This is a genomic window from Flavobacterium sp. Leaf359 (genome assembly GCF_001423985.1).
GTDB lineage: Bacteria > Bacteroidota > Bacteroidia > Flavobacteriales > Flavobacteriaceae > Flavobacterium > Flavobacterium lindanitolerans.
Genome location: NZ_LMPW01000001.1, coordinates 121,672 through 137,938, shown reverse-complemented (window position 1 = coordinate 137,938; position 16,267 = coordinate 121,672). Strand labels below are relative to the sequence as shown.

Genomic DNA, 16,267 nt, shown 5'->3' with positions numbered 1-16,267 from the left:
TAAAAACTGTCAAGCAGTGTTGGCTGCTTTTTATATCTACAAAAATCCAATATATAATTTAACCGACTGACGTACTATGGCTACAACATTGCGCCTTTCGGCTACAGTGCTCTATAGGTAATGACAGAACTTTGTATCATCAAATGTTATTACTATGGATTTAAAGAACAGTACTGTCCTCATTACAGGAGGAACCAGCGGTATAGGCCTCGAACTTGTAAAGCAGCTTACTGAAAAGGGAGCCCAGATAATTATTACGGGGCGCAGACTTGAGGCTTTGAATGAAACAAAGAAGCAATTCAGGAACATCCACACTTTTCAGAGCGATGCGGGCAGTCCGGAAGATACAAGGCGGCTTTTTGAAGAAGTTACCCGACAATTTCCAGACCTTAACATCATTATCAATAATGCTGGCGAAATGCGGCTGATTGACATGTTGGACTCTTCCAAAAGCCTAGAAAACCTGATGCGTGAAATTGACATCAATCTTTCGGGAACCATCCGGATGGTACATCAGTTCCTGCCCCATCTAATGGAAAAACAATCTGCAGCTATTGTCAATGTCTCTTCTGCCATCGCATTTTTGGCCTATTCTTCGGCACCTGTCTACAGCGCATCAAAGGCGGGAGTTCACGCCTTCACCATGGCTTTACGCCTGCAATTGAAGGGAACGAATGTAAAAGTGCTTGAATTTATCCCGCCGGGAGTCAATACTAACCTGCAAAATGAATGGATACTACAGCCGAACCCACGCCAGATGATGGACCCAGACAAAGTAGTGCAAGTGGCTATTAAGGGACTAGAAAAAGATACGCCCGAAATCATGCCTGTTCTGGTAAAGATCATCAGGTTTCTGGGGCATATCATCCCTAAAGCACTAATGAACTTCGGCCACAGGGAATTTCAAAGATTCAGACAACTTAATAATCAACTAAAAACATAAAAATGAAAAAAAATGCTTTTGCAGTAATACTGCTACTCGTATCGATTACATCCTTTGCTCAGAAATTACCTGCCGACAAAATCGTAGGCGTTTGGCAGTGCGAAGATTATAAAATAGAAGTATTCAAATCAGGTAATACCTACTCGGCAAAGCTATTGTGGTCCAAGGACATGTTCGAGACAGATGGCAAAACACCCAAGAGAGATAGTAAGAACCCGGACTCAAAAATGAAAAACCGACCGGTACAGGGCATCACCCATATTACGGGATTGGTATATGAAGATGGTGTATATGTAGACGGAAAACTCTACAGCATACAAGATGGCAATACCTAGAGCCTCAAAGGCAAGCTTAAGACCGCTGATGAACTTGAGACCAGAGGTTATAAGGGAGTGCCGATGCTTGGGAAAACTTTTAAATGGAATCGTATAAAATAAGTAAGATGGAAACAAAAAATAACGACACGCTATCAAAGTTCTGGTTCATGGCTTCCAACACTGTTCCTCCGATAGGTTTTTTTCTGTTTTTCAAGCACAGGAACCGCCACCCGAACAAAGCACGCAAGGCATTGGCAAGTGCCGTAATTGGCGTGCCAATCGCAATAGCCATGGGCTATATAATGAATGCTTACCTCCTTAAATAATATAATATGGTTAAAAATATAATCTCATTAGTTCTGCTGATTATATCGGTAGCACTTAATGTCCGACATTCTTGGGATACGTTCAATTACAAGGGCAATCCGGAGTCTGTCAAAGCAATGGCGGATCTTGGCATAGGCGAATCCGCCGTTCCTTTCCTTGGGGCCCTTGCTCTGCTGATTGCGATACTTTTACTGATTCCAAGGACATTTTTTCTGGGAAACCTGCTCAATGCTTTTGTAATTGTCCTGATTATGTCATTGGCGTTGCGTGCTGGCAATTACAAGATGGCACTGTTTGAGATTCCGTTTCTTGCAATGCCATTAATTATGATTGGGTTGGGATACCCTTTCAAAAAATAACTTAACTTGCATTATGGCAAATTCGACACCTTACAGGATAAAATCAGTATCGGAAATACACCGCTTAATGGGGCTTCCCAGCCCCTGCCACCCACTTATCAGTATTGTTGACCTTAAAGGCCTTCGGAATGATACTGGTATTGATGCGGTTATCTTTGACCTTTATGTAATTTCTATGAAAAGGGGCTGCGATGGTCTGCACTACGGCCAGCAGAAGTATGATTTTGACGAAGGGATTATGGCCTTTTTATCACCAGGACAAGTGTTGCGGGGCGAAGACGGCGGTGTGCCTCCCCATCTTGAAGGCTGGATGCTTTTTGTGCATCCTGATTTTTTATGGAATACCTCACTGGCCAAAAAGATAAAGAAGTATGAATACTTTGGATATTCGACCAGTGAAGCCCTGTTCCTTTCCGATAAGGAAGAGACTGTTATCAATGAAATTACAAAAAATATCAGGGACGAATACCATTCCAACATTGACAAATTCAGCCAGGACATCATCATTTCCAATCTTGAAACGTTGCTGAATTATTCGGAACGTTTTTACGAAAGGCAGTTCATCACACGTAAAGTCACCAACCATAAATTGCTGGAAGGCGTTGAAGAACTGCTGGAAGATTATTTTAGCACGAATGAACAGGCATTACACGGCATCCCTTCTGTCGATTTCCTTGCCCGAAATCTTGCAATCTCTCCAAAATATCTCAGCAGTATGCTCAAGCAGCTCACCGGGCTTACGGCCCAACAGCACATACAGATGAAGATACTTGAACAAGCCAAAGAAAAGCTTTCAACCTCTGGACTTACCGTCAGTGAGATAGCATTTAGCCTTGGGTTTGAGCATTCACAATCGTTCAGCAAGTTTTTTAAAGGTAAAACAAAACTCTCTCCTTTGGAGTTTAGGCGGTCGTTCAATTGAATACTTGCTACCTCCGTTTCTGACAGCTATTAAGGCAGGCACACTACTTTCTGATTATTCGGAATACCCACTAAAAATGAAAATATACAGAAAAACATCTCCTATTCACTTACTTAATATTCTTCCCAATTAAGTAAAACCAAGGTAATGCGGGCTGCTTATTCTGCTCATCACATTCCTGATAGCTAGTCACCCTTATCTTTCAACTTTTTTCGGTGGTTCCGTCCCCAGTCTCCCATAGCATTGGCTACTTCTTTCACGCTAAGCGCATATTCGGTAATCCTGTACTCTACTAATATTGGCGACGTGTCATGCACTTTCCTGGTGATCAGCTTATTGGCCTCGAGCGCCTTAAGCTCTGCGGAAAGTACCCTGTTGGTGATTTTTGGTACAAAATCCTTTATGTCCTTGAAACGGTGGTTTCCATGCTTGATTGCGATGATTATTGGCAGTCTCCATTTTCCGCCGATTACATATAATGTGTCCTGCACGTGCAGGATCAGCTCTTTTATCTGCAATGCTACTTCTTCCGTCATGTCGGTATCCTTTAGTATATCGGTTACAAATGTATACTAAAAACCAGATACCTTTGCAGGAGTAATAATTAAAATTTTAAACCATATGAAAACAGCGTTCATTACTGGAGCGAATAAGGGAATTGGCTTTGAGACTGCAAGGCAATTATTGCAGCAAGGCTATCGTGTATTCATAGGCAGCCGCGACAGGAAAAGAGGAATTGAGGCCGTAGGAAAGCTTATCTCCGAAGGATTTTCAAATGCAGAATTTATCCAGATAGATGTCACAGATACCGAATCTGTTGAAAGAGCCCGGGCGTCTTTGGGTGAAAAAACAGACACACTGGATGTGCTGATCAATAATTCGGGAATCAACGGTATCGAATTCGATGGTGACAAACCCCTGATGCATATGGCAACAGAAACCGATGTAGCCAAATTCAGGGAAGTATTTGAAGTCAACGTATTCGGGGTTGTCAATGTAACCCAGGCATTTATGGATCTGCTCAAGAAATCAGATGAACCCAGAATTGTCAACGTAAGCTCCAGCCAAGGTTCGCTTACCCTTCACAGCGATCCTGATTTTATCCATTACAGGCACAAAGGTGTCGTATATCAGTCCTCCAAAGCGGCATTGAACATGTATACACTTGTCCTTGCCTATGAACTTAGAGACCTGCCGTTCAAGGTCAATGCGGTAAGCCCGGGCTCGACAAAGACAGATTTCAACCATCAGCTCGGGCAGGGTTCTGTTGAAGACGCAGCCAGAAGAATTATAAAATATGCCACAATAGGCAGCGATGGCCCGACAGGCAAGTTTTTTTCCGAAGATATGAATCCTGAAACAGGGGAAATTCCGTGGTAAAACCAGCAGGTAATTTTAATTCAATAAAAAAATACCAATAAGGGCAGTTTCTTATTGGTATTTTGCTTACTGCACTATTTTTGGTTTCTTTCAATTTATTGCAGCCTTTGTCATTTTAGCACTGATTGATTTTATACAAAATGATTCCGCGATGCCAATGATCGTGCATTGTTATCTGTTCTTTGATAGCATTGGGTACTTCCATAGTCCTGGAAAAAATAATGGAAATTGGAAGTATTACCGCTCATCTGGCAGTACCACAGAAAATCTGATCCTGTTTTCCTTTTGATCGACCTGAAACGTGCCTCCATTATTTTTGACGTATTCCTGGCATAATATCAGGCCAAGTCCAACGCCCTGTTCATTTCCGGTACCACGTGTAGCGCTTGCCATCTTATTCCCAATCCTATTGTCGATATCTATTCCAAGATTATCCGCAACCTCATTTTCCGCCGAAAATTGTACGCCTTCGGGTATAGATTGCAGCGTAAACCAGATCCTTCCGCCTAAGGGGGTGAATTTAATTGCATTATCGATCAGATTCCGTAACACAAGACTGACCTGATTGCGATCAGCGCTAATGATGCTGTTGTCCTCAACCAACCGTTCCAATTGGATACCTTTCTGTTTAATCAGAGGAAGATAGAGCACCAATAATTCATCAAATACAGCCTTTAATTCAAAACGGTCCTTTTTGGTTATCAGACCGTCCATCTGGCTTTGCGCCCAATGCAAAAGGTTATCCATCGTATAACTGACTGATTTGATTGTTTTTTTATTTTCTTCGAGTAGTTCCTGCAATTCCTCTGGAGTCAACAGCTGCATGTCGCTCAACGACAGGATACCTAAAAGGCTGTTCAACGGGCTTCTAAGATCGTGTGCAATGATTGAAAACAGTTTGTTCTTGATGGCATTGGAACTCTCCAGCTCCTTGATAGTACTATTGAGCTGTAACGTACGTTCGTGTACCTTTTCCTCGAGGCGTTGATTCTGTGTTCTTACCAAAAACAGATTTTCGTCCCTGACCTCTTGTTCTGTTTTAATAATCACTTTATACCGATCGCCCAGTGCGAAGGAAAGCAATAGCAGTTCGAGGGTTGAGCCAATAGGCACCAGTTGAATTGTGAATTCGCTGGACGGGATAAGTCCGCCCAGGCTTAGCGTAACCATCGCTACAGTCACCCAGATAAAGAACCAGGCCACGATATAATACTTTGCAGGTCGGTGTCCGTTCCGATAGGCAATTACACCCGCAATCCATGCCACTACGGCTACTGTGACGGTCAGGAATTGAGCAATAGTTGTTGCCGTGTGTTTGAATCCCAAAGCACTGACAAAAAAAAGAATCAGGCCAAGGCCGCCAATCCCATAGAAAATACCCAGCATCTTAGGTGCTCTTTGCCGCAGGTGAAGGAACTTATTGCAGAACAGTAGCGAGGCTATTACCGAAAAGCTCAAGAGAACATGTGGATACTGATTAAAAAAGATCCTTATTTCATCGCCAAAAATAAAACCATATCCCCTGATATAGATCAGCAGGTAGCTTGATAACGTAAGGACATATAATACGTAATAAAGATAGGTGATGTCTCTGACGCTGACAAACAGGAACAGGTTAAACAGCAACAGCCCAATCAACAACCCGATATAGATATATTCGATTCCCTGTTTGAACTCCTGCCCCTGTATCACGCTTTCTGCCGTAGCCAACTTTATTGGTGCCAGCAAGATATTATTTGTCTTCAATCGTAGATAGATCGTTTTATTTTCAATCTTTGAAGCAACTGGCAGATTCAGCATAAAGTTGTTTCGGACGATTACATTGGGCTGGGTAGTCCTAAGGGATCCCGTCTTAAAAAGGACTGTTTGGCCTTTACTATCGGTTGTGTAGGCATCGATATATTCGATATTGGGCGCATCAATGATGAGATACAGGGGCAAGTCCTGCTTTGCAGTGTAACTGATTTTTATCCACCATGCCGAAGAAGTGTTGCCAAAATTCAGGATTTTGTCCTTCCCTTTTGTAAATTCGGTATCGGCTAGTTTTTTGACATCGGCTAATGACATCGCTGAACTTTTATCTTCCAGGTAGTAAAGTTCGTCACCTATATTTTGATAACTGAAATCATTGGCCGACTGTCCCCTACAGCATGTGGCAAAAAACATCAAAAATAAGGTTATTCCAATAGTGAAATGGATGTTTGACCTCAAGCTAATTCTATTCAATAAACAGCTCATCAAAAAATTCCGTTGCAACATATTCCAAAATCTAAAATTAGCAGATGACAAAAATAGTACAAAACGGTATGTTCTTCGTAAGGTTCTATATCGAAGTTTTTGACATCCACACGGCACACAGTCATTTGTTGGTGTTACAGCTCTTTTCAGGGAAATTCTAGTATTAATATTAACAAAAACAAAACATTTGATAAATTCAGATGTAAGGAATAATCCCTCAAAAGGCAGCTCGGAGAGTTATTGCTATTCAATTTTTTACAAGCCTTTTTTAATACAATTCAACAGAAATCTCATCAGTATGCAGCTTGAATATAAATGCGGGTAATGTGACTGGCAACTTAGAAGCTTTCTCGATATGACTACAAATGTTCCTGATTTGGCTACATTCATAGCTAACAAAATCAGGAACTTTGCTATGTAAAATTTAAAAGATATAATTATGCATACAAATGAGAGAAAAACAGCACTGGTTTCAGGTGCTAACACTGGTGTCGGGTTCCAGATAGCCAAAGCTTTGGCTGATAATGGATACACGGTATATTTCGGTTCCAGAAACCTTAAAAAAGGAGAAGCGGCTGTTGCAGCCATCGGTGGCCTTACTAAAGCCCTTCAATTGGACATTACGGATAACGACTCTATACAAGCGGCAGTGAACGTCATTGAAAATGAATTCGGATACCTCACCGTACTTGTGAATAATACTGCTATTTCAAATGCAGGAAAACCTGGACGGACTATGCAGGAAATTTTGTCAGCACAACTTGCCAGTATCACGTCGATAAATGAGATGAAGACCGTTTGGGAAACGAATGTCTTTGGAAATCTGGCAATAACGCAGGCGTTTTTGCCATGGAATTGCTCCCTTATTTGCCATAAAAACTGAAGACAATTATCGTAAAATTTTACTGCATTTTTTAATTTTAGTACGCAGTCTTTTCGTTACCTCTCTCATTTCCGATTTGGACAAGTGTTTATCCTCCGCTGTATTTTTTAATGCTTCCTGATAAAAGGATTTTGCCTCTGAAACACGGTTTAAATGGAACAATGCATCTGCTTTTATTTCAAGATGACCCCAAAAATCCGGGAACTGCTTTAATTTATTGTCCTGTTCTTCCAGAATATTCATCCATTCCCATTCGTCATAAACAAAGCTAAGTCCTAATCCAAAGCCTACTACCGGAGTAGCATTGTGGGCAAAGCCTGTCAAATCATTAAAGCCAAAAGAAAGATTCTTTTGATTTCTTAGTGTTTTTTGTACCTTAAATACGTTTTTTCTTAAGGAAATTTCATCCCATCTCTTATCACCAACGGCTAAGTAGAAGCTGCCATGAACAAGGCTTGCCTTTTCAAGTAATAGTTCGATAACATCATTTTTGTTTGGCCAGTAAGCCGGACTAATTGCTATACAAGAATTAAAAACATCATTATCCTTCAGAAATGCGTACGTTGCAAAATATCCACCAAAAGAATGACCTGCTATGGTTGTTTTATTTGCTTTCCCATAATTATCTTCAAGCAAAGGAATCAATTCTTCTTTAAGAAAATTTAGCAGCTTGTCTTTCTCCAAAAGTTCCGTATTCCTGTTTTCGTGAATTATTCCAATCAAATAGCTCTGTGGTATTTCTTTATTAGCGATTAAATTGTTGGCAGATTGTAGAAATGACCCATTGATATTTTGGTCATCTGCATCCATATATACAATATAGTTGCTTTGTTTCTCCTCTGTCTTTGTAGGTGAGGGTTTTGTTATAATTACTTTTCTTTTGGCATCAAATACTTTTGAATGGATCGTTATTGTATCTGAAATACTCAAGTGTGAATAGCTTTGGGAAAAGCAAAAATTACAAGCAAAAAGTTGAATGAACAGAAAAATATTCCCTTTTGAAACAGTCGTTACCCAACCTGTTTTGAATGTTTTTTTAGCATTTTCTATAAAGTCTCCCAAAAGTGTAACGTATTGCATGGCATTTTTTTTATATTTCAAAACTAAGCGAAACAATAACGAAAAAATTGTAAAATTGAGACATTAGCAATTTAAGGTTTTGCAATGTATTTCTTTTCCAAAACAGTTAGGTGGTAAAACAGAAATTCAATTGTGAGCTCTTAATTTACGCCTGATGTGGTAGATTCTCAAAAGTATACTGTCATACCAAAGTGCCGCGGCCAGTAAGGCAACCGGAATGTATAGCGTCCTGATTCCAAGTTGGAGAAAAATAAAACCGCCCAAAAGTCCCCCTATAAAAAAGCAGCCGATGATTGCGGCTTTCAAAAGGATACTCTTTCTTAAGATAGCACGCTCAGACAATCCTCTGTAAAATAGTAACTGTGAGAGCTCTATGCCCAAATCGGTAAATAATCCGGTCAGGTGGGTGGTCCGTACTACAGATTGGGAAACTTTGGTCACAAGCGAATTTTGTAGCCCCATGGCAAATAGCAGTAGACACGAAAGGAAAACTTTTGAAGGGAACTGGTCGTTGTCCATAGGCGTATCAGCAAAGCTAACCACCAGAAGCACAATAATTTCCAAACTTATAGGCAATGCATAGGAATGGATTACATTCCGTCTGGCAGCGATTTCAATTAAGATATTTGAAACGAATGCCCCGGCTAAAAAGAACACAACATAGAAAAAATATACCCAGACAAGACTGTAATTTTTTGTAACAAATTCTTCCGATAAGAAAGCAAAATGACCGGTAACGTTGGTCGTCAATGTGTTAAGACCCAGCACTCCGACAATATTTACAATGCCTGCAACCCCTGACAAAAGTGAAGCCAGCCTGAGGTTGTGCAAATAGGTTCTCCCCTTTCCCGTATGTCTAAACATCCTGTTAACGCTTTAAAAGCAAATTTATAAAAAAGGGGGCTAAAAGTGTGTTTAGGAGTAGATTTGCAAGCTATTTTTCAAAAAACCAACAAAATTCTTCCTATATAGACAACTCACCCTGAAAAGCCAAAAGATATAGTCTCCTACTCAGTATGTTGATACTTGTTATGGATTATTCAATCTTTTACCAAAATATGGGCAAAAATCCCGCTAATAAAAATTTTGTAATTTTACAATATGCTAAACATGAGTAGCTTTAATTAAAGTTCAAGAATGTCACGGGTATTTTCTCATAAATAAACAGATTTATGTATCACCAGTTACTTCCCATACAGCCTGCGTTGGGCAGATATATTGCGAACGCCTCATATTTTCAACAGAATCCGGAGGACTTTTGCGAATTTAAGATGGTTCCCCGGATTTTTTCAACATTGTTTTTTGTGATAGAAAAGAAGCAGTCTCTTGAAATGTTGTATGGTACTGAAAATTATATATTCCGTCCCAATTCTGTTTACGCCTTTGGTGTGGGAAATCTTCCTGCTTCATTCCATGTTTTGTCTGAAATCGAAGTTATACTGGTCCAGATGCAACCTGGTATTTCCTGTCTATTCCACAATGATGATGCGCATATTTTTGCCAACAAGCGGTTTGATATAACAGATATCGATCAAAATACCCGAGACGTGAATGAAAAACTGGCTTATGCCGATTCTGTAGATTTAAAATGGCAGTTGGTACAGGAGTATCTTATCCGAAAATTTAGGGTGAATCTTCCCTTAAAATATGGCGCGGTTGCAAAAGCCATCAATATTCTGTGTCAAAAATCGGGTCATTTTCCTGTGGAAAACCTAAGCGAACAAGTGTTTACCAGTAACAGGAACCTGAATTATCTTTTCATGGAGTATATCGGTTTTTCTCCAAAAAAATATGGCGATATGATTCGTTTTAATTCATTTGTAAATCTTTACGCCCAAAATCCGGAAATACTGTTCGATATTGCACTGCGATGCGGCTACCACGATCTTTCTCACCTCAACAAAGATTTTATGCGATACATGGGGACTTCGCCGTCGGATTATTTTTCAAATACCCATTCCGACATCAATAATTGGTGTGAACTGGATTATCTGAAACCCTGAAAATTTCCGTTTTTTACAAACAATGATGCGTCGTGTAATCCTAATTTTGTTTTAAAGTATTAATAGAAAAACGAATGTCATGAAAAAATTGTTTGTCTCTTTGCTATTTCTTTCGCCATTCTTTATTGCAGGATGTTCAAAAGATGATGATAATGCTTCTATTGCAAACTGCGAAGCAAAAAATTACGGGGTTGTAAAAGTATCTTTTGGTGACATCAATATAAAGCACGGTATATTGGTAACTCAAATTGGCAGTGAAAGTATTACCCGAGAAAAAATAATTGAAGCAGGAAAAGGGAGTGATACCATCAGATTAGTACCGGGGAGTTATCATATTAATGTAGCAAGTATTAACAACTCCAATCAGGCTATAGAAGATCAGACTTTTACCAATAGAAACATCGTTCAGTGTCAGGAAATGAGTTTCCATGTAGCATTTTAATCTAAAGATTTCAGTTTGGTTCTTATAAATTAAGATATTGGATCCGTTTATCAGCAAGCAGAATAACTATGAAGAACAACCAATTATTGATAGCATTCTTTTTTAGCGTGGTAGTAATATCCTTGGCAGGATTTTTCAATTCCTATATCCGTTTTTTACCGGATACAACTAAATTCCCACCGGTTATTCATATCCACTTTGCGGCCTTCATATGCTGGTTTGCCCTGCTGCTTGTGCAGCCGATTCTTATCTGGCGAAAGAAGTATGCGTTACACCAAAAGATTGGCAGAATCTCATATTTTTTGGCCCCCGTTCTAGTAGTTACCATTCTTATACTGGTAATCCGCCAAACAAAAAGGGAAATGAACATCTCAGAAGACAAAGCTGCGATTACGGCCTTTATCGGACTATTGGATGCTATTTCGTTTTCGGCATATTACCTGATTGCAATGTTCAACAGAAAGAATCTCCGATGGCACATAGCTTTTATAATTGCGGCTTCCCTTATTATACTTAATCCCGGAATGTCAAGATTGCTTAACCATATAAAACCGGGACTGGGTCTGCCGGCCTCAGTTTTACTTCCTTTTATAATTTCAATAAGTATTGTACTCATAGAAAAAATCAGATGGAAGAAACGTGTTCTCCAAAGTCCTTACTTCCTGTTTCTTTGCTGCTGGATATTTGAAATAGTCTTGTTTATTACAATACCCAAGACTGACTTTTGGCATTCACTGATAAGAAAACTGATAAATTCATAATCATAGTATAGCCGATTTGTTTCCATATGCCGCGAAATAAAGTCCTTTAAATTCAAGTGTTGACCATTTTTGTCAAGCTTTCTTTAAACTTTATTCTAATCCAAAAGGTTAATTTTTATATTCCTGTGAGAATCTGCAGGCTTTTTTTATACTCCAATGAAATCAATAAAAACAGGACGGCTCTTTCAAAATCCGGTTTCCTCAATCCTGCTCTCTCAGGATGAATTGCCAAATATTTAAATGTACCGTCCTAAAGAAACAGACTAACTATTACTGTTTTATTCTTTTATAAATTTTGTTGAAACATAGCTCCCATTTTCAAGGCTAATCCTTAAAAAATACATCCCGTTTAAAATTCCGGAAACATCATAAGCATAAGGTGAAACCTGATTTACAGTTATTCTTTTTCCCGTCATGTCATAAACCGAAATTTCCTGTAGGGTTTTATTCATCCGGATAGTAAGAATGTCTTTAACCGGATTGGGGAAAATGGTGGCTTCTACAGCTTTATTTTCCGGAAGTCGCAATCTACAGTCTTCAATATTCATATACGAATCTACCAACATTGGCGAAGACATTTCGGAACAGCCATTAACTGTAGTCAACACCCTGTAGGCTCTTCCAGGTTCAACCTGCAAGGATTGATTTGTTGCCCCGTTTATAGGGCTTGTTTCATCATACCATTGATAGCTATCTGCGGGCTGTGTCCAAAGTGTTCCAGTTTCATCCGGGCAAAGTAAAAGGTTTGGGTAAATGGTATTCGTGTGGGTACAAAAATTTACGGTACGTTCAAAAACCGACTCTATATTCTGACCTAAAAAACATTTGTAGGAAGTCAGTCTGATTGTATAAGTCCCATCCGCAGAATAACTATGTGTTGGCGTGCGGTCTGTTGCAGTTGTTCCGTCACCAAAATCCCATATAAAGGAATTTCTATAAGTGGTTTCATTCCTGTTTATTTTTATCTCATTATGGCCGGTTCCTATTACATAATCAAAATCTGAAACCGGGACATATCTTCCTATATACCATTGTTCCATCTGGTCAAACACTAAAGTTTTAGCCACATTTCTTATAATGGATGCCGTATTTGCATCCAAATCATAATTATTAGAAATCTGTCCGGGATTTTTTCTGAAAATAGTAGCATAAAAGCAACAGGCGGCAAGATAAGAACCGGCAACAGACGGATGGCTGCCATCAGCCTGATACAACTCTATGGAAGGGTAATTTTCCCTTATATGTTTCCAGACTACTCCCACAGGTGTAATTTCTGATTCGAACAAATCCGACATACTTATATATCGGTTCGTCAATTGGGTCTGCATTCCGTCATAAGTACACACGGCCGGATTTGCAGAACAATTTTGAGTATCCCCGTTTTTATATCCCCAGGTCATAAAAGACATAACCTGTGCACAAGGCTTATTTGCTTTTATAAACGTTGTCAGGTTATTAAACCCGTTCATGAATCCGCTTGGAATTATAAATGCCGGCCGTTGGCTTTGCTCCTGTAATATGATATAATCCCAATTTTGTGACCTGATTTTGTTTAATGAAACAGTGCTTGCAAAATGGTCTTCCAAAGTATATCCTCCTATTAAATGGCTGTCATAAACTAAAACATCACCCACACTGGCAGCCAATTCAGAAATTATATAGGGCAGGTCATTTACATAAGTATAACTGTTCCCTAAAAATAAGACCTTTCTTGTCTGATTCTGACCCGATGCTTTTACCGTTAGAAATAATAGTATTAACAGGACTAAATTTTTCATAGTATGAAGAAGTATTAAATGAGCCGCTAAAGCCAAACCAATTCAAAATTACATGTTTCTTTTTATATAAAATTGTACAGAAACGACATAAAGCTAATCCCTTATTTATAAAAGATACCAGATTTAATTTGTAAAAAATTCTGTAAGGCTTCTCAAAAAAAATATAACACCCATCAACAAGGTATTTATGAACTTTATACTAAAAGCTAACATAAAGACCTATGGAATCAAAAAACAAAAAAAAGAAAGATTTTTTTGAAACTTTCGCTTCAAAAGTTGCCCATGCGACAGGCTCTACAGCCGCTTTTCTGATTGCTTTTGCTATAGTAGTAACCTGGGGAATATGCGGTCCTGTTTTTAACTATTCCGAAACCTGGCAGCTGGTAATCAATACCGGAACTACAATTATCACTTTTCTGATGGTTTTTCTTATCCAGAAATCTCAAAACAAGGATTCGCTTGCCATGCAGTTAAAACTTAATGAGCTTTTGGCTTCCAGCAAACTGGCCAGCAATCGCCTGGTAGATATTGAAGACCTTACCGAAGAAGAAATGCTAATCATTAACAGGTATTACAGCAAGCTGAATGAATTGGCAAAAAAAGAAAGGGCACTTCACGAATCGCATTCACTTGATGAAGCCAAAGAAGGACATCAATACAAAATACGCCTCAACAAGCCCAAAAACAGCAAACGTTCTGTAACAAAAAAACCACAAAATCCTAAAAAAACTTAATCCTTATATCATGGCCATAGAAAGTATTTTAGAATGCAGCAAACTTATAGCCGGGAAAAAATTAAAGATTGCTTTTGCTGAAAGTGCAACCGCGGGATGGCTCGCATCGGAATTTTCATTCGTTCCGGAATCCGGTGAGATATTTTTGGGTGGTATTGTCTGTTATGATGTTTGTGTAAAAGAAGAGCTCTTTGGCATTCCTAAAGAAACCATCGAAAAATATACGGCAGAATCTTCTGAAGTAACAGAACTGCTTGCAGAAAAACTGGTGAAATTTTTCAGAAATGATATTTCGGTAGCCATTACCGGATTAACGTCACCTGGCGGTAGTGAAACTCCGGAAAAACCTGTGGGAACTATGTTTATCCATATCAAAATGCAGGACAAAAAATATATTGCCCATAGAGAAGTATTTACGGGCAGCCCAAAAGAAATCATATCCCAGACTATAAACAAGGTAGGACTTTTGCTTGTGGAATTATTAAAAGATTAGAAGTAATTCCGGAAGACCAAATAGCCTATGTAATACGAATTTTTCGTAAATTTTCTATTGATGGTCCATTCACCACTTTGCCTTCATGCGTAAATCGGGAACCATGACACGGACAATCAAATGATTTTTCATCATTATTCCATTGTACGATACAGCCCAGATGCGGACATACTGCATTAAAAGCACTTAGCTTATTGTCATAATCGCGATATACCGCTATTTTACGTATGCCATGGGAAAGGACACCACCCTGCCCCGGTTCAAGGTCGGCAATATTTTGGAGGTCGGGGCTGCCTATCCAATCCATATATTGTACAGCCATATTGCCAGCTTCTTTTAAAAAATCGATGGCAGTGCTTAAAGTAATGCGTGAAGGACTGTACAATTCCTGCCATCTATTAGGAATGCCTCTAATACTATCTGTGATAATCATACCGCCCAATGTGGCGTGTGTCATTCCATTTCCGGAATCGCCTGTTATGATATAAATATTTTCATCACCCGGATTTTTACCCATAAATCCTAAGGAATCTACAGGTTCAATAATCTGGCCGGACCAGCGATAGGATAAATCTCCAAGCATAGGAAAACGCTCACGCGTCCAGGCTTCCAGTTTGTCATAACGTGCAGACTCCAGAAGGGACTCCTCATCTCCCTGCCCTGTTTTATGGTCTTCTCCACCCACTATGAGCAGGTCATTTTCTGAATCATATTCCGCTACCCGGGCATAATGATACGGTTGTGATACCCATTTGGAATCCATGTCGCCCGTATCCCACCATAAAGCATAAGGAAGCAGACCTTTCCTGATTTTGCCGGCAATGACATAACTTCTGTAGGCATGCTGTTTGGTATGCATCGTCAGAACATCATTCACAGGAGAATTTGTTGCTACAACGATGTGGTCTGCCCTAAAAGCAAATCCATTTACCGTAGCTCCTTCTTTAGTGATGCTTTCAGCATGTGCTTCTGTGTATATGATACCTCCATAATGTATTATCGCTTTTGCAAGTCCACTCAAATACTGAAGTATATGGAATTGAGCCTGATTAGGAAAAACAATACATCTTTGGTCACTACCTCCCGCCATAGTTGGAATTTTTGGCAACAGGGTTGTGGAAAGTCCTGCTCTTTGTGAAGCTTCCAGTTCTTTATCGAGATTCTCTTCCTTGTCTGACGGATGCAGGAATAAATAACCATTTACTCTCCTGAATGCACAATCAATATGTTCTGTCCTGATAATTTTCTCAATTTCATCAATTGCCGCCGTGTGGCTTTCTGCCGCTAATGCGGCCGCTTCTTTTCCAAAAACCCGTTCCAGATAATAATAACGGTCATCAAGTGCATTACTTAAATGGGCCGTAGTTCTTCCGGTTTCACCGCTTCCTATAAATCCGTCTTCCACAACTATGACTTTTTTTCCTGCTTTTGAAAGAAGATAGGCAGTCGTAAGTCCTGCAATACCACCGCCAATAATCAACACTTCGGTTTTTGCAGGACCTTCCGGTTTTTTAAAAGAAATTATGGGCGTAGTGTCTATCCAAAAAGACACATTATCGCCTGAAGAAATGAGTGCATCGCTGAAATTATCCATAGTGTTTTATTCA

The 16,267-nt window shown here is 39.5% G+C and carries 18 protein-coding genes; 12 read left to right on the top strand and 6 right to left on the bottom strand.

Annotated features, from left to right (window positions below):
• Positions 1-154: 154 nt before the first annotated feature.
• The 5 genes from ASG38_RS00600 (at position 155) to ASG38_RS00580 (ending at position 2,868) form a co-directional block, all read left to right on the top strand.
• Positions 155-943 carry an SDR family oxidoreductase gene (locus tag ASG38_RS00600; protein ID WP_056065631.1) on the top strand — a complete coding sequence of 263 codons (789 nt, stop codon included), beginning with the start codon at positions 155-157 and terminating at the stop codon, positions 941-943.
• A gap of 2 nt (positions 944-945) precedes the next feature.
• Positions 946-1,278, top strand: coding sequence for a DUF2147 domain-containing protein (locus ASG38_RS00595; protein ID WP_056065627.1), 333 nt, complete (start codon positions 946-948; stop codon positions 1,276-1,278).
• Positions 1,279-1,385: 107 nt separating this feature from the next.
• Positions 1,386-1,586 (top strand): hypothetical protein, encoded by a 201-nt coding sequence (locus ASG38_RS00590; protein ID WP_056065624.1) that lies wholly within the window; start codon positions 1,386-1,388, stop codon positions 1,584-1,586.
• A gap of 6 nt (positions 1,587-1,592) precedes the next feature.
• Positions 1,593-1,946 (top strand): DoxX family protein, encoded by a 354-nt coding sequence (locus ASG38_RS00585; RefSeq protein WP_056065621.1) that lies wholly within the window; start codon positions 1,593-1,595, stop codon positions 1,944-1,946.
• Positions 1,947-1,959: 13 nt separating this feature from the next.
• Positions 1,960-2,868 (top strand): AraC family transcriptional regulator, encoded by a 909-nt coding sequence (locus tag ASG38_RS00580; RefSeq protein WP_056065612.1) that lies wholly within the window; start codon positions 1,960-1,962, stop codon positions 2,866-2,868.
• Positions 2,869-3,053: 185 nt separating this feature from the next.
• Here ASG38_RS00580 and ASG38_RS00575 read toward each other — a convergent pair whose 3' ends face one another.
• Positions 3,054-3,359, bottom strand: a complete 306-nt coding sequence (locus tag ASG38_RS00575) for a helix-turn-helix domain-containing protein (RefSeq protein WP_235498542.1) — start codon at positions 3,357-3,359, stop codon at positions 3,054-3,056.
• A 130-nt stretch (positions 3,360-3,489) separates the two neighbouring features.
• Here ASG38_RS00575 and ASG38_RS00570 point away from each other — a divergent pair, with 130 nt between their 5' ends.
• Complete coding sequence (locus tag ASG38_RS00570; RefSeq protein ID WP_056065607.1) at positions 3,490-4,248, top strand: SDR family oxidoreductase; 759 nt, start codon at positions 3,490-3,492, stop codon at positions 4,246-4,248.
• A 237-nt stretch (positions 4,249-4,485) separates the two neighbouring features.
• Here ASG38_RS00570 and ASG38_RS00565 read toward each other — a convergent pair whose 3' ends face one another.
• Complete coding sequence (locus ASG38_RS00565) at positions 4,486-6,414, bottom strand: sensor histidine kinase (protein WP_056065603.1); 1,929 nt, start codon at positions 6,412-6,414, stop codon at positions 4,486-4,488.
• Between the two features lie 511 nt (positions 6,415-6,925).
• Between ASG38_RS00565 and ASG38_RS00560 the strand changes: the two genes are divergently transcribed.
• Entirely contained in the window at positions 6,926-7,369 is a 444-nt protein-coding gene (locus tag ASG38_RS00560) for an SDR family NAD(P)-dependent oxidoreductase (protein ID WP_056065601.1), read from the top strand.
• 6 nt (positions 7,370-7,375) lie between these two features.
• Here the strand turns inward: ASG38_RS00560 and ASG38_RS00555 are convergent, their stop codons facing one another.
• Both ASG38_RS00555 and ASG38_RS00550 read right to left on the bottom strand, forming a co-directional pair.
• Positions 7,376-8,449, bottom strand: a complete 1,074-nt coding sequence (locus ASG38_RS00555) for an alpha/beta hydrolase (protein ID WP_082482132.1) — start codon at positions 8,447-8,449, stop codon at positions 7,376-7,378.
• A 126-nt stretch (positions 8,450-8,575) separates the two neighbouring features.
• Positions 8,576-9,313, bottom strand: a complete 738-nt coding sequence (locus tag ASG38_RS00550) for a YoaK family protein (RefSeq protein WP_056065598.1) — start codon at positions 9,311-9,313, stop codon at positions 8,576-8,578.
• Positions 9,314-9,621: 308 nt separating this feature from the next.
• Between ASG38_RS00550 and ASG38_RS00545 the strand changes: the two genes are divergently transcribed.
• The 3 genes from ASG38_RS00545 to ASG38_RS17560 all read left to right on the top strand — a co-directional run bounded on the left by ASG38_RS00545 (position 9,622) and on the right by ASG38_RS17560 (position 11,655).
• Complete coding sequence (locus tag ASG38_RS00545; RefSeq protein ID WP_056065596.1) at positions 9,622-10,452, top strand: helix-turn-helix domain-containing protein; 831 nt, start codon at positions 9,622-9,624, stop codon at positions 10,450-10,452.
• A 79-nt stretch (positions 10,453-10,531) separates the two neighbouring features.
• Positions 10,532-10,894, top strand: coding sequence for a hypothetical protein (locus ASG38_RS00540; protein WP_056065593.1), 363 nt, complete (start codon positions 10,532-10,534; stop codon positions 10,892-10,894).
• Between the two features lie 362 nt (positions 10,895-11,256).
• The gene (locus ASG38_RS17560) at positions 11,257-11,655 is read left to right on the top strand and encodes a hypothetical protein (protein WP_143395030.1); all 399 of its coding nucleotides are present in this window, start codon (positions 11,257-11,259) and stop codon (positions 11,653-11,655) included.
• A gap of 278 nt (positions 11,656-11,933) precedes the next feature.
• Here the strand turns inward: ASG38_RS17560 and ASG38_RS00530 are convergent, their stop codons facing one another.
• Entirely contained in the window at positions 11,934-13,433 is a 1,500-nt protein-coding gene (locus ASG38_RS00530; protein ID WP_056065587.1) for a DUF4886 domain-containing protein, read from the bottom strand.
• 221 nt (positions 13,434-13,654) lie between these two features.
• On the opposite strand from ASG38_RS00530, the gene ASG38_RS00525 reads away from it, so the two are divergent.
• A complete protein-coding gene (locus ASG38_RS00525) occupies positions 13,655-14,167 on the top strand; it encodes a low affinity iron permease family protein (RefSeq protein ID WP_056065584.1) in 513 nt (170 codons plus the stop codon).
• Between the two features lie 10 nt (positions 14,168-14,177).
• The gene (locus tag ASG38_RS00520; protein WP_056065582.1) at positions 14,178-14,660 is read left to right on the top strand and encodes a CinA family protein; all 483 of its coding nucleotides are present in this window, start codon (positions 14,178-14,180) and stop codon (positions 14,658-14,660) included.
• 25 nt (positions 14,661-14,685) lie between these two features.
• On the opposite strand, the gene ASG38_RS00515 is transcribed toward ASG38_RS00520, so the two are convergent.
• Positions 14,686-16,254 (bottom strand): FAD-dependent oxidoreductase, encoded by a 1,569-nt coding sequence (locus ASG38_RS00515; RefSeq protein WP_056065579.1) that lies wholly within the window; start codon positions 16,252-16,254, stop codon positions 14,686-14,688.
• Between the last annotated feature and the right edge of the window lie 13 nt (positions 16,255-16,267).